Annotated in this window: 19 protein-coding genes; 8 read left to right on the plus strand and 11 right to left on the minus strand. The window is 65.2% G+C overall.

Going from position 1 to position 21,053, the window contains the following annotated elements; translation table 11 throughout:
• The first annotated feature begins 12 nt into the window (after positions 1–12).
• A complete protein-coding gene (ctaD, locus tag RCH15_RS07950) occupies positions 13–1,737 on the plus strand; it encodes an aa3-type cytochrome oxidase subunit I (protein ID WP_326959776.1) in 1,725 nt (574 codons plus the stop codon).
• Entirely contained in the window at positions 1,734–2,135 is a 402-nt protein-coding gene (locus tag RCH15_RS07955) for a cytochrome c oxidase subunit 4 (RefSeq protein ID WP_326959778.1), read from the plus strand. Before ctaD ends, RCH15_RS07955 begins: the two co-directional genes overlap by 4 nt.
• A gap of 353 nt (positions 2,136–2,488) precedes the next feature.
• Here the strand turns inward: RCH15_RS07955 and RCH15_RS07960 are convergent, their stop codons facing one another.
• Positions 2,489–2,803, minus strand: a complete 315-nt coding sequence (locus RCH15_RS07960) for an HPr family phosphocarrier protein (RefSeq protein ID WP_326959780.1) — start codon at positions 2,801–2,803, stop codon at positions 2,489–2,491.
• A gap of 164 nt (positions 2,804–2,967) precedes the next feature.
• Here RCH15_RS07960 and RCH15_RS07965 point away from each other — a divergent pair, with 164 nt between their 5' ends.
• Positions 2,968–3,735: a GntR family transcriptional regulator gene (locus RCH15_RS07965; RefSeq protein WP_326959908.1), complete on the plus strand. Its 768-nt coding sequence runs from the start codon at positions 2,968–2,970 to the stop codon at positions 3,733–3,735.
• 128 nt (positions 3,736–3,863) lie between these two features.
• Here the strand turns inward: RCH15_RS07965 and qcrB are convergent, their stop codons facing one another.
• The 4 genes from qcrB to ctaE form a co-directional block, all read right to left on the minus strand.
• Positions 3,864–5,543, minus strand: a complete 1,680-nt coding sequence (gene qcrB / locus RCH15_RS07970) for a cytochrome bc1 complex cytochrome b subunit (protein ID WP_326959782.1) — start codon at positions 5,541–5,543, stop codon at positions 3,864–3,866.
• Positions 5,521–6,591, minus strand: coding sequence for a cytochrome bc1 complex Rieske iron-sulfur subunit (gene qcrA, locus RCH15_RS07975; protein ID WP_326959785.1), 1,071 nt, complete (start codon positions 6,589–6,591; stop codon positions 5,521–5,523). Before qcrA ends, qcrB begins: the two co-directional genes overlap by 23 nt.
• A 102-nt stretch (positions 6,592–6,693) precedes the next feature.
• A complete protein-coding gene (qcrC, locus tag RCH15_RS07980; protein WP_326959787.1) occupies positions 6,694–7,479 on the minus strand; it encodes a cytochrome bc1 complex diheme cytochrome c subunit in 786 nt (261 codons plus the stop codon).
• Between the two features lie 86 nt (positions 7,480–7,565).
• Entirely contained in the window at positions 7,566–8,240 is a 675-nt protein-coding gene (gene ctaE, locus RCH15_RS07985; RefSeq protein ID WP_442784512.1) for an aa3-type cytochrome oxidase subunit III, read from the minus strand.
• A gap of 112 nt (positions 8,241–8,352) precedes the next feature.
• Between ctaE and trpD the strand changes: the two genes are divergently transcribed.
• Complete coding sequence (gene trpD / locus RCH15_RS07990) at positions 8,353–9,411, plus strand: anthranilate phosphoribosyltransferase (RefSeq protein WP_326959791.1); 1,059 nt, start codon at positions 8,353–8,355, stop codon at positions 9,409–9,411.
• Positions 9,412–9,471: 60 nt separating this feature from the next.
• Here the strand turns inward: trpD and RCH15_RS07995 are convergent, their stop codons facing one another.
• The 5 genes from RCH15_RS07995 to RCH15_RS08015 form a co-directional block, all read right to left on the minus strand.
• Positions 9,472–9,753 (minus strand): Lrp/AsnC family transcriptional regulator, encoded by a 282-nt coding sequence (locus RCH15_RS07995; protein ID WP_326959792.1) that lies wholly within the window; start codon positions 9,751–9,753, stop codon positions 9,472–9,474.
• A 97-nt stretch (positions 9,754–9,850) separates the two neighbouring features.
• Positions 9,851–10,285 (minus strand): DUF3054 domain-containing protein, encoded by a 435-nt coding sequence (locus RCH15_RS08000; protein WP_326959794.1) that lies wholly within the window; start codon positions 10,283–10,285, stop codon positions 9,851–9,853.
• Positions 10,286–10,356: 71 nt separating this feature from the next.
• Positions 10,357–11,376: a phytase gene (locus tag RCH15_RS08005; protein WP_326959796.1), complete on the minus strand. Its 1,020-nt coding sequence runs from the start codon at positions 11,374–11,376 to the stop codon at positions 10,357–10,359.
• Positions 11,377–11,669: 293 nt separating this feature from the next.
• Positions 11,670–12,011 carry a LuxR family transcriptional regulator gene (locus RCH15_RS08010; protein WP_326959798.1) on the minus strand — a complete coding sequence of 114 codons (342 nt, stop codon included), beginning with the start codon at positions 12,009–12,011 and terminating at the stop codon, positions 11,670–11,672.
• Between the two features lie 120 nt (positions 12,012–12,131).
• On the minus strand, positions 12,132–13,046 hold the full coding sequence (locus RCH15_RS08015) for an SRPBCC family protein (RefSeq protein ID WP_326959800.1): 915 nt from the start codon (positions 13,044–13,046) through the stop codon (positions 12,132–12,134).
• A 583-nt stretch (positions 13,047–13,629) separates the two neighbouring features.
• Here RCH15_RS08015 and RCH15_RS08020 point away from each other — a divergent pair.
• From RCH15_RS08020 to RCH15_RS08035, 4 genes are all read left to right on the plus strand, one after another.
• Positions 13,630–14,340 carry a TetR/AcrR family transcriptional regulator gene (locus RCH15_RS08020; protein ID WP_326959802.1) on the plus strand — a complete coding sequence of 237 codons (711 nt, stop codon included), beginning with the start codon at positions 13,630–13,632 and terminating at the stop codon, positions 14,338–14,340.
• Positions 14,341–14,467: 127 nt separating this feature from the next.
• Positions 14,468–15,721, plus strand: coding sequence for an acyl-CoA dehydrogenase family protein (locus RCH15_RS08025; RefSeq protein WP_326959910.1), 1,254 nt, complete (start codon positions 14,468–14,470; stop codon positions 15,719–15,721).
• 35 nt (positions 15,722–15,756) lie between these two features.
• A complete protein-coding gene (locus RCH15_RS08030; RefSeq protein ID WP_326959804.1) occupies positions 15,757–16,953 on the plus strand; it encodes an acetyl-CoA C-acyltransferase in 1,197 nt (398 codons plus the stop codon).
• Positions 16,950–18,542 (plus strand): long-chain-fatty-acid--CoA ligase, encoded by a 1,593-nt coding sequence (locus RCH15_RS08035; RefSeq protein ID WP_409017157.1) that lies wholly within the window; start codon positions 16,950–16,952, stop codon positions 18,540–18,542. The genes RCH15_RS08030 and RCH15_RS08035 overlap by 4 nt, the downstream gene beginning before the upstream one ends.
• 58 nt (positions 18,543–18,600) lie before the next feature.
• On the opposite strand, the gene RCH15_RS08040 is transcribed toward RCH15_RS08035, so the two are convergent.
• The gene (locus tag RCH15_RS08040) at positions 18,601–20,991 is read right to left on the minus strand and encodes an excinuclease ABC subunit UvrA (RefSeq protein ID WP_326959805.1); all 2,391 of its coding nucleotides are present in this window, start codon (positions 20,989–20,991) and stop codon (positions 18,601–18,603) included.
• Positions 20,992–21,053 lie beyond the last annotated feature (62 nt).

Consider the following 21,053-nt stretch of genomic DNA (forward strand, 5'->3'; position numbering starts at 1 on the left):
GGGGAGCGCGAAGTGGCAACGACCTATTCCCAGCCCACCGGGATCCTAGAGGCTCCCGTAGTACCGAAATCCAAGGGACGCATTGTCGTCAACTGGATCACGTCCACTGACCACAAGACCATCGGGTACATGTACCTGATCTCGTCGTTCGTGTTCTTCTGCTTCGGCGGCGTCATGGCGCTGCTGATCCGCGCCGAGCTCTTCGAACCGGGCATGCAGATCCTGCAGACCAAGGAGCAGTACAACCAGCTCTTCACCATGCACGGCACCGTCATGCTGCTGATGTTCGCCACCCCGTTGTTTGCCGGGTTCGCCAACGTCATCATGCCGCTGCAGATCGGTGCCCCCGACGTCGCCTTCCCGCGGCTGAACGCACTGGCTTTCTGGTTCTTCCTTTTCGGTTCCACGATCGCCGTGTCCGGTTTCATCACCCCGCAGGGTGCAGCATCGTTTGGCTGGTTCGCGTACGCGCCGCTGTCCAACACGACCTTCAGCCCGGGCGTGGGCGGTGACCTCTGGGTCTTCGGCCTGGCGCTCTCCGGCTTCGGTACCATCCTCGGTGCCGTGAACTTCATCACCACGGTCATCTGCATGCGCGCCCCGGGCATGACCATGTGGCGTATGCCGATTTTCACCTGGAACATCCTCGTCACGGCCATCCTGGTCCTGATGGCGTTCCCGCCCCTGGCCGCCGCACTGTTCGCCCTCGGCGCGGACCGCCGCTTCGGCGCCCACATCTTCGATCCCGAAAACGGCGGCGCTGTCCTCTGGCAGCACCTGTTCTGGTTCTTCGGGCACCCGGAGGTCTACATCATCGCCCTGCCGTTCTTCGGCATTGTCTCTGAGATCTTCCCGGTCTTCAGCCGCAAACCAATCTTTGGTTACAAGGGCCTGGTCTACGCGACGATTTCCATCGCCGCCCTGTCAGTGACCGTGTGGGCCCACCACATGTACGTCACGGGCTCAGTTCTGCTGCCGTTCTTCTCCTTCATGACGATGCTGATCGCCGTTCCCACGGGTGTGAAGTTCTTCAACTGGATCGGCACCATGTGGCGGGGTTCCATCACCTTCGAAACCCCGATGCTCTGGAGCATCGGCTTCCTGGCAACGTTCCTCTTCGGCGGCCTGACCGGCATCATCCTGGCCTCACCGCCGCTGGACTTCCACGTGTCCGACTCCTACTTTGTGGTCGCCCACTTCCACTACGTGGTCTTTGGCACCGTGGTGTTCGCAATGTTCGCCGGTTTCTACTTCTGGTGGCCCAAATTCACCGGCAAGATGCTGAACGAACGCCTGGGCAAGATCCACTTCTGGATGCTGTTCCTCGGTTTCCACGGCACATTCCTCATCCAGCACTGGCTCGGCGTCGAGGGCATGCCCCGCCGCTACGCGGACTACATGCCGCAGGACAACTTCACGTGGATGAACCAGTTCTCCACCTACGCCTCGTTCTTGCTGGGCGCCTCGCTGATCCCGTTCTTCTGGAACGTCTACATCACCTGGCGCAGCAACGACCGGGTTGAAGTCGATGACCCGTGGGGCTTCGGTGCTTCCCTCGAGTGGGCAACCTCGTGCCCGCCGCCGCGCCACAACTTCACGTCGCTGCCGCGGATCCGGTCCGAGCGTCCGGCACTGGATCTGCATCACCCGGAGCTCGCCCAGACCTACACAGCCGAGTCCCCCGGCCCGGCAGCAGCTGCCCTCGGTAACGCCGACCAGAAAGATCAAGCCCAGTGAAAATTGAGTCACGGATTTTCGGATTCGGAGTCTTCTTCTTCGTCCCGGTTGCCATCGTCTACGGTTTTGTGACCGGCTGGACTGAGCCGGTGGGCTACCTCGCCCTCCTGCTCGTAGCCGGCCTCGCGGGCATGATCGGCGCTTACCTCGCCTTCACCGGCAAGCGTGTCGGGATGCGACCGGAGGACCGCAGCGATGCGGAAGTCCATGAGGGCGCCGGCGAGCAGGGTCACTTCAGCCCTTGGAGCTGGTGGCCGCTGGTCCTTGGCCTCGCCTGCGCAGGCGGTTTCCTCGGCCTGGCCGTGGGTTTCTGGATTGTGTTCATCGCCGGCGGGCTCGCGGTCGTCGCCTTGGTTGGCTGGGTTTACGAATACAGCCGCGGAGACCACGCGCACTAACGTCCCACCGGACAAAAACGGTCACTGACAACGGCGGGCCCCACCTATGGTGGGGCCCGCCGTCGTTGGTAGAGCAGCCCTGTGGAACACGGTTTCAGTGACGGAGATCCGCCGGGGAAATGGGTGCAGGGCGGCTGACCATCTGAGCGCCGGATCGGCTGAGCGTACAACCGGCTTCGTCGGGCTCGACGCACGCCGGGCGGGCACTGGGATGGTTCCGTCCGCCTCTATCTTTGCCTGGGCCGTAGAGCGTCGCCACAGATGAATCCGGACTGGCACGTGCTATCTCCAGCCCCTGTCCCGGTGGGCCCGGTTAGGACCGACACAGCCACCTGTGCGGGCGTCTGAGCGGCTTAGCTGCCCCCGGAGGACTCCAGGAGCGCTGTGAGGGCGTCAAGGGCGTCGTCGACGCCGGCAGGGCCGACACGGTCCGATTCGGCCCCCGGGGGTACAGCGAGTTCGACTTTGCACCCGCAGGAGAAGTCTTCCGTCATGACTTCGAGCAGGGACCGGGCATCAACTCCCGGCCGGCCTGCCTTTCTGATAATGACGGGGAGCCCTGTTGCCTGGACGGCGCGAACAAAGAGGGCCGCGGGCCTGGCGTGCAGCCCAACAGGGGCTTGGACGATTGCGGTCCGAACTCGCAACGGCAGTTCCTTATCTCTCAAGGGCGTATCCACCGGCGACGACCGGGGATTTAAGCCTAACCGCGGCCGGTGTCCCAGGCGAACCAGCAATGCGCCGTGGTCTAGACCAGGGTCGCTCATGGCATAACCTGAAGATATGAATCTTCCCGGACGGCAGCGCAGTGGCGCCCTCTGACGCGGCGCGGATGGCCGGCGAAATTGACCGGCGAAGCGGCACGCCCATCTATGTCCAACTGAGGGAGATCCTTCGCGCCCATATTGGAACTGCCTGCCCGCCTGGTTCTGCGCTGCCCTCGGAGCGGGACCTCGCCGAACGGTTCGGCCTGGCCCGCATGACTGTCAGGCAGGCCATCGACGCCCTGGTGGGGGAGGAGGTCATCGAGCGCGTCGTAGGTCTGGGCACTTTCGTCCGGAAACCTAAGCTGGACCTGCAGGTCAAGCTGACCTCGTACAGTGAGGAAATGCAGCGCCGCGGCATGGTCCCGGCGGCGCGGGTGTTGAGTTTTGAGCAGATCGCGGCCAGCGCGTTCCTGGCCCGGGAGTTGCAGTTGGAGGAGGGGACTGCGTTGGTGCGCTTCCGGCGGCTGCTGCTGGCGGACAACGAACCCATGAGCGTCGACGAGAACTTCATTCCCGCCCACCGTGTTCCCGGCCTGCTCGACGGCGAACCGCCCACCTCGCTGTATAACGTCCTCAGCGAACGCTTCGGCCTGGTGATGGAATGGGGCGAGGACATGATCGAGGCGACGGCTGCGTCGCCGTCGACCGCCCGCTTACTCAATGTCGAAGTGGGGTCGCCGCTGTTGAAGATCCAGCGCCACGCCTTCGTGGCGCGGGCCATGGTCGACTACTCGGTTTCCTACTATCGGGCCGACCGTTACAAACTATGGGTCCCGCTGCAGCGCCCCGGGGTTCGTCCGACCCGGAACTATGCTTCGGGCTACAGACCCTGATAACGCCGCAACATCCTGTGGCTCGATGACGGCAAGAACGGCAGCGTATCCACGGTGGATCTTGACGGTACATGCAGAAAGGCCCGGTCCTGACGGGACCGGGCCTTTCTGGTGTTCATCGCAGCAGGCTAGCGGCTGAGTGTCTTCTGGGCTTCTCCAGCTTCAACAACCTCGTGGGCGCCGTGGTGGCCGTGGGCCGCCGCAAGCTCCGCAGGCGTTGCCGGGGCAACCCGGTCTTCGAAGAACCACTGGGACAGCTTCGCACGTCGCTTTTCTGTCTTGTCGACCACGCCGTTGGCGTTCGGCACCGCGGGCAGCGGTGAGGGCGACTCGAAGCCGACGAGCTTGTAGCGCTTGTACTCATCCAACGGGGCGTGGACCTCGATGAACTCACCGTGCGGCAGGCGCACGATGCGGCCGGTCTCGCGGCCGTGCAAGGCGATCTCGCGGTCCTTGCGCTGCAGCGCCAGGGCGACCCGCTTGGTGACGATAAAAGCGATGACCGGGCCTACGAAGAACAGCGCACGGAGCCAGTAAGTCACGTCGTTCAGCGATACGTGGAAGTGCGTGGCGATGAGGTCCGAGCCGGCAGCGGCCCACATGACGCAGTACCAGACGAAACCGGCCATGCCGATTGCGGTCCGTGTGGGAGCGTTCCGCGGACGGTCCAGGACGTGGTGCTCGCGGTTGTCCTTGGTAATCCACCGTTCAATCCACGGGTAGGTGAACAGCACCGTGAAGAGGATGCCAGCGGGTACCAGGGCCGGGAGCAGAACGTTGAACGTGAAGACGTGGCCGAACCACACCTGCTCGACCGACCAGTTACCGATAGTGCCCGGCATCAAGCGCAGGGCCCCATCGACGAAACCGATGTACCAGTCAGGCTGGGTGCCAGCCGAAACGGGGGAGGGGTCGTACGGCCCGTAATTCCAGATCGGGTTGATGGTGAAGAAGCCGGCCATGAGGGCGACAACACCGAACACGATGAAGAAGAACCCGCCAGCCTTCGCCGCATAGACGGGGCCGAGGGGGTAGCCGACGACGTTGCCGTCGTTGCGTCCCGGACCCGGGTACTGGGTGTGCTTGTGCACGACCACCATGAAGAGGTGCATCACGATCATCAGGAGAATGAGGGCGGGCACCAGCAGGATGTGGAGCATGTACAGACGACCGATGATGGCCGTTCCGGGGAACTCTCCGCCGAAGAGGAAGAAGGAGATGTAAGTGCCGATGACCGGGATGGACTTGATGACGCCGTCGATGATGCGCAGGCCGTTGCCGGAGAGCAGGTCATCGGGGAGGGAGTAGCCGGTGAAGCCGGCAGCCATCGAGAGGATGAGCAGCACGCCGCCCACCACCCAGTTCATTTCACGGGGCTTGCGGAAAGCGCCGGTGAAGAACACGCGGAGCATGTGCACCGAGACCGAAGCCACGAACAGCAGAGCGGACCAGTGATGGACCTGGCGCATGAACAGGCCGCCACGGACATCAAAGGAAATGTTCAGGGAGGAGCTGTAAGCCACCGACATTTCGACGTTCTTCAGCGGTGTGTAGGAACCCGCATAGTGCGTCTCCGCCATGGAAGGATCGAAGAAGAACGTCAGGAAAGTACCCGAGAGGAGGAGGATGACGAACGAGTAGAGCGCCACTTCGCCGAACATGAAAGACCAGTGGTCCGGGAAGACCTTGCGCCCGAATTCCCGGAGGATCCCGGAACCGCCGACGCGCTGGTCGACGAAGTCGGTGATGCGGCCGCCTTTAGTTTTAGCGGCGAAGACGGGGGCATCAGGCGTTGTTGTTGCGCTCATGCTCATCACGCTCCCAATAGCTAGGTCCAACAGGTTCATGGAAGTCGCTGGTGGCGACGAGGTAGCCCTCGGCATCTACTGCGATTGGCAGCTGCGGGAGAGGACGGCTGGCGGGGCCGAAGATGACCTTGCATTCCTGGGTCAGGTCGAAGGTCGACTGGTGGCACGGGCACAGCAGGTGGTGGGTCTGCTGCTCGTACAGGGCAACAGGGCAACCGACGTGGGTGCAGATCTTTGAGTACGCAACGATTCCGTTGTAACCCCAGTCCTCCCGGCCTGCGGAGGGATTGAGGGACTCTGGGTTCAGCCGCATGAGCAAGACGACGGCCTTGGCCTTCTCATTCAGCTTGCCTTCGGTGAGTTCGTTCAACCCTTCCGGGATGACGTGGAAAGCCGAGCCAATGGTGACGTCAGAGGCCTTGATGGGGGTGCCGTCAGGGTCGCGGGTGAGGCGCTTGAGCTTGCCTTCCTGGGGTGCCCACATGGTGTGGGCCAGAGCGTTGTCAGGACGCGGTCCCAGGTCACCGAAGACGGCGAGGGCCGGCAGGGGTGCGAGTGCCACGGCGCCCAGAAGGGTGTTGCGGATCAGCGGCCTGCGCTTGATGCCGGTTTCCTCGACGATGTCGTCGACGATCCGTACGGCAGCCAACCGGTCTTCTTCTGTGCGGATCGCATGGCGCTCTTCGGAGACTTCGTGATCCGGCATGAGGGCCTTGGCCCAGTGCACGATGCCAGTGCCGATGCCGAGCATCGCAAAAGCGGTGCCGATGCCGAGCAGTGCGTTCTGCAGACGGACGGTTGCGATTGCAGTGTCGCCGCCGAGGTCGATCGCAAAGTAGGCCACCAGAAAAATCAGGGTGCCGACGACTGAAATCCCGAAGAGAAGGGCTACCTGCCGTTCTGCTCGTTTTGCTGCCTTCGGGTCCGTGTCGGCCAGGCGCAAACGGTGCGGGGGAATTCCAGGATCCTGGAACTTCTCCACCTCATTCTGACCAGCCGTAGCTACGGTGCCCGAGTGGTCCGGACTGCCGTCACTATGGTTGCCCATAATTCGCCTCATCCCTCTCTCGTCCCGGCTAATGCCGAGTTAGCTTTCAATTCAAACTGCTGACGCGTCAGCAGAAAGTGTTTACAGATGAAAATGGTGGGGCTAGGACGTCCGGGACGTAAGCCAGATGGTGAACGCGATGATGACACCCAGGCCGGCGATCCAGACGAAGAGGCCTTCCGATACGGGACCCAGGGCGCCAAGGTCAGCGCCGCCGGGGGAGCCGTTGGATTCGATCTGCTTCAGGAAGGTGATGATGTCGCGCTTGCCGTCGGGACCGATGTTGGCGTCACTGAAAACCGGCATGTTCTGCGGACCGGTGACCATCGCTTCGTAGATGTGCTTGCTGGATACATCGGCGAGGGCCGGGGCGAATTTGCCGCGGGTCAGCGCGCCGCCGGCTGCTGCGGCGTTGTGGCACATGGCGCAGTTGGTACGGAACAGCTCGCCGCCCTTGGCGGCGTCGCCCTGTCCGTCGAGCACGCCGGCCTCGGGAATGGACGGGCCTGCACCGAGCGACGCCACGTAAGCGGCCAGCTGGCGGGTCTGCTCCTCGTTGAACTGGGCCGGCTTCTTATAAGCCTGCGGACCGTTCATCTGCATGGGCATGCGGCCCGTACCGACCTGGAAGTCGACGGCGGCAGCGCCGACGCCTACCAGGGACGGCCCTGCCTGGGACCCGCTGGCACCCATGCCGTGGCATGTGGCGCAGTTGGCAGCGAAAAGCTTGCCGCCTTCCTCTGCGTCATTGGCGCTGAAGCTGGTGGTGGCTTTGGCCTGGTTGACTGTGGTGGCAACGGCGTAAAGCCCACCAGTGACCAAGAGTCCCATCAGCAGCAGTGCAATCGCTGCCAGTGGGTGACGTCGCTTCTGCGAGAGTGCCTTCACGTGGTGGTTCCTTTATTCGATCCTGCGTTGGCTCCGGGAGCCACTTCTTGAGATTCTACCTCTTGTAGAAAATGAGGCAACTGGAGCTACTTGAGGACGTAGATGACCAGGAAGAGGCCAATCCAGACGACGTCGACGAAGTGCCAGTAGTACGAGGTGACGATCGCTGAGGTTGCCTCGAAGTGGCCGAACTTCTTCGCTGCGAAGGAGCGGCCCATGATCAGAAGGAAAGCAATCAGACCGCCGATGACGTGCAGGCCGTGGAAGCCCGTGGTCATGTAAAACGCCGAACCATAGGCGTTGGAGGAGAGTGAGACGTGCTCGGAGACCAGCATGGCGTATTCAGTTGCCTGGCCGGCAACGAAGAACGATCCCATGATGAACGTGAGGGTGAACCACTCGTTCATTCCCCATCGGGTGAAGCTGAGGAGGCCGCCGCTTCGACGCGGCTGAAGCCGCTCGGCGGCGAAAACGCCCATCTGGCAAGTGAAGGAACTTGCCACGAGGACGATCGTGTTGACGAGCGCAAAGGGGAAGTTGAGCTTGGCTGTCTCTTCGGCCCACATCTGCCCGGAAGTCGAACGGAGTGTGAAGTACATGGCGAAGAGACCGGCGAAGAACATCAACTCACTGGAGAGCCAGACCACGGTTCCAACAGAAACCATGTTTGGGCGATTCAGCGTCGGGTGCGCCGGGGTACTGGGGGCTTGGGTCGCAGATGTCACATAGACATTATGTCTATAAAACTCCCTGCTGCCCAACGCAAACCGCGTTTTGGCAGGACTTTTTCTACAAAGACGCGAATTCGCGCGGAAAAGTTCCCTGGCCGGTTCACATTGGTCTTTGCGGTGCGCACCTCGATAGCATCAGGACGTGACTTCTCAGGCATCTGCACAGGCGGCAGGCAATACATGGCCGCGGCTCATCAAGGCACTCATGGACGGGGCCAATCTCACGGCCGCAAACACGGAGTGGGCGATGAACTCGATCATGAGCGGGGATGCCACCCCCGTGCAGGTCGCCGGCTTCCTGGTCGCCCTGCGGTCCAAGGGTGAGACCGTCGATGAACTGGTCGGACTGGTCGAAGCGATGATCGCGCACGCCAGTCCCATTGACATCGGCGGGGAAAAGCTGGACATCGTCGGAACCGGCGGAGACCAGCAGAACACTGTGAATATTTCCACCATGGCCGCGCTGATAGCAGCCGGCGCCGGGGCCAAGGTGGTCAAGCATGGGAACCGTGCGGCGTCCTCTACTTCAGGTTCCGCGGACGTGCTGGAGGCCCTCGGAGTCCGGCTTGACCTGCCCATCCCACGGGTGGCCCTCAATGCCGAAGAAGCGGGCATCACTTTCTGCTTCGCCCAGGTCTTTCACCCCTCAATGCGGCATGCCGCCGTCGCGCGCCGTGAACTCGGCGTGCCTACGGCCTTTAACTTTCTGGGACCGATGATCAACCCGGCCCATGTGCAGGCCTCGGCGGTGGGCGTGGCCAATGAGCGGATGGCTCCGCTCGTGGCGGGTGTGCTGGCCAGGCGCGGCAGCAGGGGGCTCGTCTTCCGTGGGAACGACGGACTGGACGAGCTCACCACCACCGGCCCGTCCCGGGTGTGGGAGATCAGGCACGGATCGGTCACGGAGCAGATGTTCAACCCGCGCGAGCTGGGCATCCGCCAGGCAACCCTGGAGGAGCTCCGCGGCGGGGACGCCGCAGCCAATGCAGCCGTCGTGCGATCGGTGCTCTCCGGTGCCCACGGCCCCGCGCGCGATGCGGCGCTGCTTAATGCCGCAGCAGGGCTCGTGGCTTTCGATCTTGACGCCGTCGGCCCGTTCAACGGGCGGATGGCAGCGGCATTCAAGCACGCGGAACACTCCATCGAGTCGGGCGCCGCCTCCGCCGTCCTGGACCGCTGGGTCGCGCTCTCCCGCAGCTGAGGCGCTGGACGTCAGCAGCCAATCCGTCCATGCTCCGATGTGGACCCGGGGCGGCGGACGTTACTCTTCGAAGCCTAAGGCGAAGGCCGCGTCCAGGTCGTGCTGGGAATAGGCGCGGAAGGCGATCTGGGTGGTGGTGTGCATGACGCCGGGTACCTTGGAGAGCTTGTCGGCGATGGTATCTGCAAGGTCTTCATGTTTCGGAACACGGGCAATCGCAATCAGATCCCATTCGCCGGTCACGGAGTAAACCTCGCTGATGCCGGTAAGAGCGGAGATTTCTTCTGCCGTCTCCGGGATGCGGGAAGCGTCTGTCTTAATCAGGACGAAAGCGGTGACCACGTGTGAGCCTTTCCGGATCTGTTGCGCCGTTGCCGGCCAGGTGGCGGCCCGGATGGGCTTGTCCGGACCCCGGCCATGTCCCCGTAAGCCTAGTCCATCACGCCCTGCTGCGGCGTGCCTGCACCCGCCGTACCCCTGCGGCTACAAGGCGATATCCGAGCAGCAGCAGTCCCAGGCTGAGGAGCGCCACAATGACGAACGGCAACACCACCGTCTGCCCGGTAAGGGCGCGCAGGAGCATCCCGACGGTTACCGTGCCCAGCCAGACGGCGACACCGGCCGGCCAGAGCGCCAGCGGCGACCGCCATAGCCGCAATGTCAGCCAGGACAGCGCCGCTCCCGCCAGGAACGGCCAGGCCGTGGACAGCACACCGGTGATGATGTCTCCGCGCTGATGGGCGTCCCGGCCGATCGCCGCGAACAGGACGATCAGCGCGGCGTCGGCACACGCAGCCAGCACCGCGGACCGGCGGGCCGCGGCTCCTGATCCATGGCCGGTGGCGGGGGGGTGCGGGGGAGTGGCGGGATGCATATCTCAAGCCTAGCCGGGCTGCCGGACGAAACGGATCGGGCTGCCGGACGCGCCGGTTCGGCGGGGCCGGCTCAGCGGAGAACCGCGCTGAGGGGGACGTACTTGAGATTGGACGTCGCGCCGCCGGAGTTCGATTCGTCATGCACTACCAGCAGGCCCTGCTCGAACTGTGGCCCGGCGTTCCGGGCGGTGACGTCCAACCCGTCCGTTCCAGTCACGGCGTCGACTGATCCGGTACCGGACACCTCGAAGGTCTTGAGGAACGCGTTGTTTCCGGAGCGGTTGTAGATGGCGATGGTGGAGTTTCCCTGGCTGGACACGAAGAGGCAACCGGCTCCGTCCGGACCGTACGTGAGGCTCATGCCCTCAATGTCTGCTTTCAACCTGCCTGCCCCCACAGTGTCGACCGAAGAGCGGGCCGCCCCCGCGTCCGGTTCCGCTCCGTACTTCCAGATCCCGACGTCCTCCTGGCCGACGTAGAGGTACCCAAGGTCATCGTCAGCGACGCAGCTTTCGGTGATGCTGCTGATCGGCAGTGTCCGGACGAGGGTGGCATCCACCTTGCCGGCGCCGACGTCCGCCAACTCAAATTGCTGGATCGAGCCCGGACCATTGGGCGTCACAAAAGCGAAGAACTTGCCGCTGGCCTTGCTGTGGTACATGCAGAACCCATAGTTGGGCGCCACGGTCCCGATGCTGCGGGCGGCGACCGGCGACAGGGTCCTGGTTGTGGTGTCCAGGGACCAGAGTGCCACCGTGTTGTCGGAGCGGTTGTTCCCGCCGACCAGAACAATCGTGGACCCCGATGACGGGAACCCGGCTCGCAGGTCCACGTTGCCGATCATGCCGTCCGGCCTGAACTGGAGAAGGTGTCCGCCCATATCGAAGACAGCGATGCCGCCGCCCGAGCGTGCTTTGTTGTCGGCAATGACCACGCTGTTCGCCGGCGCCGCTGGATCGATCCAGACAGCGGAGTCGTCGGCGATGTCGCCGGATCCCGCAAAGTCATCGGTTTCTCGGACCGCCGCTGCGATGGGACCGGCGGGAGCGGCGCCTGCAGGCGGGTCCGTCCGGGAGAGTGACGAGTCCATTCCCGGGACTGCATGCTCCGGCCGGGAGGCGGCCGGGCCTGGCCCGCACCCGAGTAGGGCCAGCCCGGTCAAAGCGGCAAGGGCAAGCAGGGCGGCCGCGGGTCGGCGATGGTGGGTCATGGCTCGCTCCGGCTAAGTTCGGGACGGTACCTGCCTGAGGCTGGCGTCCTGGGAGTATGCGGGCCGGAATACTCCGCTGTCAAGCATCGGCGAGCGCCCGGCGGAGACAGCCCGCCGGAACGGGTTAGCTGCCCCGACGTCCCGGATGTGAAGTCTCACCCGCCGGCCCACTCCTACTTGGACGGGTCGGACCCGGCCGCGGGCTTTGCTTTGGACGCCTTGCTGCGCCGCCAGGCGATGGCCGCAGCGCCCGCTGCGAGGATGACCGCCGCGATGATCACATACGGCGCGTAGTCCACGCGGGTCTCCTTCGCGGCCGGCGTTTCACCGGTCCCCGGATCCACGGGACCGGGCGTCGATGCTGACTCCGTGGGGGTGGCGGAGGCGGCGGTGGCCCCACCGGAAAGCAAGGAAGCGACGGGCCCCTGCGGGACGGCACTTGCTGCGGCCGCGGGCAGCAGGAGCGCTGCAAGGAGTGTGAGTGTGGCAAGGATCTGTTTCAAGGGCATCGGCATGGGATTTCCTAAGTTTTTTACGGGCGGCGCGCACAGTATGGGGGACCGTGCCGCCCGGCAAGCGGCCGGGCGGCACGGCACCAGGCGGCACGGCACCAGGCGGCACAGTGCGGATCCGGGTCAGTGCTGGCCCAGGGCTCCGGGTGCCGGGGGAATGGTGCCGGGTCCGCTGTTGGTGCCAGCCGCGCGGTCGGCTTCGCTCGCCGCGTCGCTTGCGGCTGTCCCATCCGAGTCGCCGTCAATGTCGACGAGTCCGTTCGTCTGGTCGAAAGGCTTGGCATCGGCGCGGCCAACTGTCCCAGTCCCGGGGTGTGCAGGATCTTCCATGCCCTCGGCGGGAAAGACGCTGCCGGTGGTGCCTGTGGGCGGCAGGGTGGACGTGGACGCAGCTCTCACGGGAGCGGTTGCCGGCTCGGCAGGCTCCTCGGTGGATTCCTTGTTCCCTGTCGCGGCCGCAACCCCGGCCACGGCCGCCGCCGCGAGGCCGACCCCGGCCATCACTTTGCCGGACACCCCGGCCTTGCCGCTGTCGCCGCGGGATCCGGCCGCCGCATCAATGTCCGCCGTACCGGCCGCGGCGCCGCCGCCTACCGTTCCGCGCCAGGCGCCGGTGGCGTAACCCTCAGCTTCGATGAAAGCTTTGAACCGGTTGAGGTCGCCCTCGGCCTGCTTCTCCACGATGTGCAACTTGTCGCCGACCTTCTCCAGCACTCCTTCGGGCTCGTACTCCAGGGCCAGCTGCACGGAGGTCTGGCCGCCGCCGAGGTCCTCGAACGTGACTGAGCCCGCATTGGTAGCACCCTCTGTGGCGGCCCAAGCAACTTTGTGGTCCGGAATCTGCTCCAAAATGGAGGCCTGCCATTTCCGGCGAACCCCGGCGATTTCCGCGACCCACTCAAGGCGGTTGTCGCTGAGCTGCTGGACGCTCTTGATTCCACCCATGAACTGGGGGAAGTCCTCGAACTGCGTCCACTGGTTGTAGGCCACGCTGACGGGAACATTAACCAGGACTCGTTTTTCAACCCTTGTGCTCACTGTGTCTCCTTTGACTGGATTCGGGATTCTGACGACCGGTGAACAGATCATCAGTGTACTTACTATATCCGTGGGTGGTCATTCAGGCCAGAGTCACTGCGCCGGCCCGGAACGGCCGGACCGGCAGGGGAGCGGAGCCTCCTGCAGCCCGGAGGGCGCAGGCGGGAACAGGGTGCCTGGGCTCCGCGACGGTGGCTTGCCGGAATTCCGCTCGCACCGGCTGGTTTCCCAGCAGCGCGTAAACCCCGGCTCCCAGGACATCCCCGAGGATGAACAGGTAAAGGAGCCGGCCCCGTGATTCTCCGCTTCAGTTGTGACTTCGCTGGTTTGGCGGCAGTGTCCCTGGCGCAAGCCCAGGTGGTGCCGCGGCGCCAGATCGTGTCGGGCTTTGTCAACGCATATGGGGCGTACGGGCACTTCAGGCGCGGAGTGCGTAGCACCCGAACCTGATCCGCCAATCCCGCCCACATTACTTTTACTTTACATAATGTTGATTATCGGCGTTTTGAAGCAGAGCTGATAGGGGCTGACAGGCGCAGCGCAATTACGGTCCCGCACCGGCGGTTGTGTTAGATTTCGGCCCATGATCCCGCGCCCCGCAAACCACGACGCCGACAGGCCAAGTGCCGCTGCCATCGGGTTGCTGGCCGAACGGGGCTATGACGCCACATCCGTGGAGGAACTCGCGGACGCTGCTGGAATGAGCCGCAGTACTTTCTTCAGAAAATTCGGTTCCAAGGAAGACGTCGTCTTTGCCGACCACGAGCGCATTCTCGGACTGGTCACCGAGCGCCTTGCGGAGTCGACGCAGGAACCGCTCGCGGCCATCGAGGACGCTGCCCTGCTGGTCTTCAACCACCACCTGCGGAACCGCGAAACCTCCCGCGCCCGGCATGGACTCATGCTGGCCGTTCCGGCTCTCCGGGACCGTGAGTTGGTCACCTCGCACCGGTACGAGCGCGCCTTCCTCCTCCATTTAATGGACAGGCTGCCCGACGGCGCGCACCGTGAACACAAGGCGGTGGCCTTCGCTGCAGCTACCGTCGCCGTCCACAACGCCTTTCTCCGCCAGTGGCTCCGCACCCCGCCGGACAGCACAGAAAATGACACCGCCAACCGGACCAGATCCGCGGCCCTGGCGGTCGAACTGCGCGCCATCTCCGACCTGTTCCGGTCCGCGCTGCTCGGCACCGCACCCTCCGCCCGGGCTGCGCCGTCCGTCGTCGTGACAGTACTGGCAGCCGGCGCCGACCGGGAAGCGGTCGTCCAGGCCGTCCGCGACGCACTCCCCTGATCCCCCGCCAGTCTGCTGACACTTAGTTTCTTGACGTGGAACTGCGTTTCAGTGCATTCTTAGGGGGTGTGCTGTGAGCCACGCCACGCGTGGTGCGCCGCCCGCCCCCGAGATCAAGGACACTGACATGACGACGACGTCGCCCGATACCGGGTTCACCGCCGACACTCCGGCCCCGTTTCCCGCCGGGACGGTGGAGCCCGGGTACATCCTCACCGAGGCCCTGGGCACCGATCCCGCCGCCGTTTTTGCTTCCATCGGCGAGGAGGACCGGCAGTACTGGAACCGGGCCCGGAACTTCGTCCAGGACGAGGTTCTTCCCGTGATCGACGGCTACTGGGAACGCGCGGAGTATCCGGTGCACCTGCTCAGACGCCTGGGCGACCTGGATCTGCTGCGGGACGGTGTCCCGGTGGACGGGTGCGCCGGGATGAGCAGGATGGCCGCCGGGCTGGTGACCATGGAAATCAGCCGCGGTGACGGCTCGGTGGCGACCATGATCGCTGTCCAGGGCGGCTTGGCCTTGCGGTCCATCGCGGAGTGCGGGTCCGCCGCGCAGAAGGACCGCTGGCTCCCGGCCATCGCTGCGGGCCAGGAGTTCGCTGCGTTTGCCTTGACCGAGCCCACACATGGTTCGGACGCCGTGGCTCTGGAGTCCACGGCCACCGGCACGGCCGGGGGCTTCCTGCTCAACGGCGAGAAGAAATGGATCGGCAACGGCTCCGTAGGCGGCGTCAGCGTGGTGTGGGCCCGCGGCGCGGACGGTCAGGTCCACGGATACCTGGTCCCGCAGGACTCCCCCGGCTACACCGCCACCAAAATCGAGGGCAAGCTGGCCCTGCGCGCCATCTGGCAGGCGCACATCCGGCTGGAGAATGTCTTTGTTCCGGAAGAGAACGTCCTTCCCGGGGCGCAGTCGTTCAAGGACACCGCGCGCGTTCTGCTGGCCACCCGGCTGGGTGTGGCCTGGTCCGCCGTCGGACACGCCACCGCATGCTACGAAACAGCGGTGCAATACGCCCTGCAGCGCCACCAGTTCGGCCGGCCGCTGGCCGCCTCCCAGATCGTCCAGGAACGGCTTGCCCGGATGCTCAGCGAACTGGGAACCATGCAGCTGATGGTGGTCCAGATGACCCGCCTCGACGAGGAAGGCAACCTCACACCCGAACAAGCCTCGCTGGCCAAGTACACCTGCACCCGCATCGCCCGGACCATCGCCTCCAATGCCCGGGACCTGCTCGGCGGCAACGGCATCCTGCTGGCGAACCGCGTCGCCCGGCATCTCGCCGATATCGAGGCGATCCACACCTACGAAGGCACCGAAACGATGCAGGCCCTCATCATCGGCCGCGGCATCACCGGAATCTCCGCGTTCGCGTGAGTTCCGCCGAGCGCCACAACCAGACAGGACTTATTGTGAACCAAGACGCCAACATCCCCGTCATCCTTGGCGGCGCCCGCACGCCGTTCGGACGCTTCCGCGGCGGCCTCACGCCGTTCTCCTCCAGCGAACTGGGTGCCCACGCCATCCGGGCCGCGCTGGAACGGACCGGAGTGGCCCCGGAACAAATCGGCGCCGTCATCGTGGGCCAGGTCATCCAGGCCGGCGCCGGCCAAGGACCCGCCCGCCAGGCCAGCCTGGCCGCGGGCATCGGCTGGGATGTGCCCACCGTGACCATCAACAAGCTCTGCCTGTCCGGCCTCACGGCCGTCATTGACGCCGCCCGGATGATCCGGGCCGGGGAAGCGGACTTCATCATCGCGGCCGGCCAGGAATCGATGACCAACGCCCCCCACCTCGTCCCCGGGCTCCGCGCCGGCGTCGTCATCGGCGATGCTCCGATGCTGGACTCCTTGAACCACGACGGTTTGCAGGATCCGGTGAGCGGCGCGCTCATGGGCGCGGCCACCGACGCCGGCAACGCCGAGCGCGGCATTGCCCGCGCCGAACAGGACGCGGTCGCCGCCCGCTCCCACCAGCGTTCCGCAGCGGCCCGCGCCGCCGGGGTGCTCGCAGAAGAGATCGCGCCGATCCAGGTGCCCCAGCGCAAGGGTCCGGCAGTAACCCTCGAACACGATGAGGGTATCCGCCCCGACACCACCGAAGAATCCCTGGCGCAACTCCGCCCGGCGTTCTCGAAAGAGGACACGGCAACCATTACCGCCGGTTCATCCTCCCCGCTCTCCGACGGCGCTGCAGCGCTGGTGATCGCCAGCAAAGCGGCGGCCGAGGCGGCAGGGCTCGAGTGGATCGCCGAAATCGGCGCGCATGGCCAGACAGCGGGGCCCGATGGTTCCCTGCATTCCCAGCCCGCCCGCGCGATCGAACGCGCCCTCAAACTGGAAGGACTCACCGCCCAGGAGCTCGATCTCATCGAGATCAACGAAGCCTTCGCGTCGGTCCTCATCCAGTCCGCCAACGACCTCGGAATCGCCGTCGACGACGTCAACGCCGAAGGCGGCGCCATCGCCCTCGGGCACCCGGTCGGAGCCTCGGGCGCCCGACTCGTCCTGCACCAGGCGCTGGCGCTCAAACGCCGCGGCGGCGGCACCGGCGTCGTCGCCCTCTGCGGCGGCGGCGGCCAGGGCGACGCCCTGATCCTCAAAGCATGACCCTCCCAACGAAGAAGCAGGCCATGACCACCACCAGCACCACAGACTTCGGAACCATCTCCGTAGCAGCCATCCTGGCCGAATCCGCTCGAAGGACGCCGGACAGCACGGCATTGATCGTCGGCGACGATGACATCACCTACGCGAACCTCTGGGATGAAACCCGCGCCTACGCCGGGGCTTTGCGGTCACGTGGCATCGGCCCCGGCGACGCCGTCGCCGTCCTGATCCCCAACGTTCCGGACTTCGCCCGGGTGTACTACGCCATCCTGGCGTTGGGCGCCGTCGTGGTTCCGGTCCACGCCCTGCTGAAGGCCCGCGAAATCGACTACGTGCTCCAGGACAGCGGCGCACGGATGCTGATCTGCGCCGCCCCCCTGTTGACAGAGGGCGCCGCAGGTGCCCAAGGCACGGGGATCGACGTCCTGACCGTGATGGCGCCCGACGACGGCGGCCTGCCGCGGCTCGAAGCCGAAGCCGCGGCGTCCGCCCCCATCGACACCTACATTCCCTGCCACCCCTCCGATACGGCCACCATCCTTTACACCTCCGGCACCACCGGCAAACCCAAGGGCGCCCTCGGCACGCACTTCGCCCTGGTGGAACAGACGTCCGTCCTGCTGACGAGCGTCATGGATTTCAAACCCGGCGACGTGCTCTTCGGCGGTCTGCCGCTCTTCCACACCTTCGGCCAGACAGTGGTCCTCAACGCGGGACTGCGGGCAGGTGCCACCGTCGTCCTGATGCCCCGCTTCAGCGGTGAGGGCGCCCTGCAGCTGATGGATCGGCACAACGTGAACATCTTCCTGGGGGTGCCGACCATGTACGTGGCGCTTCTGGAAGCAGCCAAAACCTCGCAGGTCCGTCCCTCCGCCCTGCGCTACGGCATCTCCGGCGGAGCGTCACTCCCCCTGGCCGTCATGGAAAAATTCCTCGACGTCTTCGGCATCGATATCCACGAAGGATACGGCCTGACCGAAACGTCGCCCGTCGCCGCGTTCAACCACGTGGGCACACCCCCGCGCCCCGGAACGATAGGGACCGCCATCTGGGGTGTCGACATTGAAATCGCCCGGGCCGAAACCGTGGAAAGCATCGAACTGCTGCCCCGCGGCGAACTCGGCGAGCTGGTCATCCGCGGACACCTCCTCATGAAGGGCTACCTCAACCGGCCGGAGGCCACCGCCGAGGCGATCGTCGACGGCTGGTTCCGCACCGGAGACCTTGGCACCAAGGACGGGGACGGCTACCTGCGGATCGTGGACCGCAAGAAGGACATGATCATCCGCAACGGGTACAACGTTTACCCCCGGGAAGTGGAGGAAATCCTCCTGACCCACCCGCAGGTGGTCAGCGCCGCCGTCTACGGGGTTCCACACGAGGTCCATGGCCAGGAAGTCGCCGCAGCGATCGTGCTGGACGCGGGAGCCACCGCCACCGATGCCGAGCTGATCGCCTTCGCCAGCGCGCAACTGGCAGCCTACAAATACCCGCGGATCATCCGGCTGCTCAGCGAGCTCCCCCTCGGGCCAAGCGGAAAAATCCTCAAGCGGAACCTGGCCGCCGAACCCGCCGGGGCGGAGGCCTAACTCCCGCCGGGCCCGCCGGCGCACTGCTGGCCGGGCCCGCCGGCGCACTGCTGGCCGGTCACCGCTGAACGTAGGCTGCGAGGTGCTGGCCGGTGAGCGTGGACTGCGCGGCGACGAGGCTGGCCGGGGTACCTTCGTAAACGATCCGGCCGCCGTCGTGCCCGGCGCCCGGGCCGAGGTCGATGATCCAGTCCGCGTGCGCCATGACGGCCTGGTGGTGTTCGATGACGATGACCGACTTGCCCGACTCCACCAGACGGTCGAGAAGGCCCAGCAGGTTCCGGACATCCGCCAGGTGCAGGCCGGTGGTGGGCTCGTCGAGGACATACACCTCACCCTTCTCCGCCATCTGGGTGGCGAGCTTCACGCGCTGCCGCTCGCCGCCGGAAAGGGTGGTGAGCGGCTGACCGAGCGTGAGGTAGCCGAGTCCCACGTCCACAAGCCGGTCGAGGATCCTGTGCGCCGCCGGCGTCTTCGCCTCGCCGGTGCCAAAAAACGCCTCGGCCTCGGTCATCGACATGGCCAGCACGTCGGCGATGTCGCGGCCGGCCAGCTTGTACTCCAGGACCGACGCCATAAACCTCCGGCCCTCGCAGTCCTCGCAGGTGGACTCGACGGTGGCCATGACGCCCAGCTCGGTGAAGATGACACCCGCGCCGTTGCAGGTGGGACAGGCGCCTTCGGAGTTGGAGCTGAACAGCGCCGGCTTCACGCCGTTGGCCTTGCCGAACGCCTTGCGGATCGGCTCCAGAAGGCCCGTGTAGGTCGCCGGATTGCTGCGCCGGGACCCCTTGATGGCGCCCTGGTCGATCACCACTACGCCGTTCCGGCCCGCAACGGAGCCGTGGATCAGTGAGCTCTTGCCCGAGCCGGCGACACCGGTGACCACGCACAGCACGCCGAGGGGGATATCGACGTCGACGTCCTTCAGGTTGTGCGCTGAGGCGCCGCGCACCTGAAGCATCCCGGTGGGCGTGCGCACTGCGTCCTTGACCGCGGCCCGGTCATCGAGGTGGCGGCCGGTAATGGTGCCACTGCCCCGCAGATCCAGCACGCTTCCTTCGAAGCAGACGCGGCCGCCTTCGGTGCCGGCGCCGGGACCAAGGTCGACGACGTGGTCAGCGATGGCGATGGTCTCCGGCTTGTGCTCGACGACGAGCACGGTGTTTCCCTTGTCCCGCAATTGCAGCAGCAGCTGGTTCATCCGCTCGATGTCGTGCGGGTGCAGGCCGATCGTCGGTTCGTCGAAGACGTATGTAATGTCGGTGAGGGATGAACCCAGATGCCGGATCATCTTGGTCCGCTGGGCCTCTCCCCCGGACAGCGTGCCCGCCGGCCGGTCCAGTGAAAGGTAGCCCAGCCCGATTTCGGTGAACGACTCGAGCAGGTGCCGCAGGCCCTTGAGCAGGGGGGCGACTGACGGCTCGTTGAGTGCACGGACCCAGAGGGCCAGATCGCTGATCTGCATCTCGCACAGTTCAGCGATATTCCTGCCCTGGATTTTCGAGGACCTGGCTTCCGGGCTGAGCCGCGTCCCGTTGCATTCGGGGCAGGCCTGGAACGTGATGGCGCGGTCGACGAACGCGCGGATATGCGGCTGCATCGCGTCGACATCCTTGGACAGCATCGACTTCTGGATCTTCGGAATCAAGCCCTCATACGTCAGGTTGATGCCCTCGACCTTGATCTTGGTCGGCTCCTTGTAGAGCAGGTCATCCAATTCCTTTTTGGTGTATTTGGCGATCGGCTTGTCCATGTCGAAGCCCGCACCGCTGAAGATCCGGCCGTACCACCCGTCCATGCTGTAGCCGGGAACCGTCAGGGCACCCCCGGCGAGCGACTTGGTGGCATCGTAGAGCGCCGTGAGGTCGAAGTCGGAGACCGCGCCCATGCCCTCGCACCGCGGACACATGCCGCCCAGGTAGACGGCGTTCTGGACGACGCTTTTCTCCACCCTGCCGCTCTTTTCCGTGCTCATGACCCCGCTCGCCTTCCGGGTGGGCACGTTAAAGGAGAACGCCGTGGGCGGACCCACCCGCGGCGAACCCAGCCGGCTGAAGAGGATCCGGAGCATCGCGTTGGCGTCCGTGGCCGTGCCGACCGTGGAGCGGGGATTCGCGCCCATCCGCTCCTGGTCGACGATGATCGCGGTCGTCAGCCCCTCCAGGAAGTCGACGTCGGGCCGTGCCAGGTTGGGCATGAAGCCCTGCACAAACGCGCTGTAGGTTTCGTTGATCATCCGCTGCGACTCCGCGGCGATCGTCGCGAACACCAGCGAGCTCTTGCCTGAGCCGGAGACGCCGGTGAACACCGTCAGCCGGCGCTTCGGGATTTCCACAGTGACATCTTTGAGATTGTTCTCCCGGGCACCGACCACCCGAAGGAAATCGTGGGTGTCGGCAACATGCCGCGATGGTGACTGCGTCTGCGGCTTCGTGGCCATACTCATCTTCTCTCCCTCTGCACCGGCGGCTCGTGGTGCCTAAATCTAACCAGCTTAGGACCCGGATT

Origin of the sequence: Arthrobacter sp. MP_M4 (genome assembly GCF_035984855.1) — a bacterium.
Taxonomy (GTDB): domain Bacteria; phylum Actinomycetota; class Actinomycetes; order Actinomycetales; family Micrococcaceae; genus Arthrobacter.

Excerpts from the sequence above, each read along its gene's own strand:
- RCH15_RS07965 (WP_326959908.1), top strand. The coding sequence starts at position 2,968 with ATGGCCGGCGAAATTGACCGGCGAAGCGGCACGCCCATCTATGTCCAA.
- qcrB (WP_326959782.1), bottom strand. The coding sequence starts at position 5,543 with ATGAGCGCAACAACAACGCCTGATGCCCCCGTCTTCGCCGCTAAAACT.
- qcrA (WP_326959785.1), bottom strand. The coding sequence starts at position 6,591 with ATGGGCAACCATAGTGACGGCAGTCCGGACCACTCGGGCACCGTAGCT.
- RCH15_RS08000 (WP_326959794.1), bottom strand. The coding sequence starts at position 10,285 with ATGCATCCCGCCACTCCCCCGCACCCCCCCGCCACCGGCCATGGATCA.
- RCH15_RS08005 (WP_326959796.1), bottom strand. The coding sequence starts at position 11,376 with ATGGACTCGTCACTCTCCCGGACGGACCCGCCTGCAGGCGCCGCTCCC.
- RCH15_RS08010 (WP_326959798.1), bottom strand. The coding sequence starts at position 12,011 with ATGCCGATGCCCTTGAAACAGATCCTTGCCACACTCACACTCCTTGCA.
- RCH15_RS08020 (WP_326959802.1), top strand. The coding sequence starts at position 13,630 with ATGATCCCGCGCCCCGCAAACCACGACGCCGACAGGCCAAGTGCCGCT.
- RCH15_RS08025 (WP_326959910.1), top strand. The coding sequence starts at position 14,468 with ATGACGACGACGTCGCCCGATACCGGGTTCACCGCCGACACTCCGGCC.
- RCH15_RS08035 (WP_409017157.1), top strand. The coding sequence starts at position 16,950 with ATGACCCTCCCAACGAAGAAGCAGGCCATGACCACCACCAGCACCACA.
- RCH15_RS08040 (WP_326959805.1), bottom strand. The coding sequence starts at position 20,991 with ATGAGTATGGCCACGAAGCCGCAGACGCAGTCACCATCGCGGCATGTT.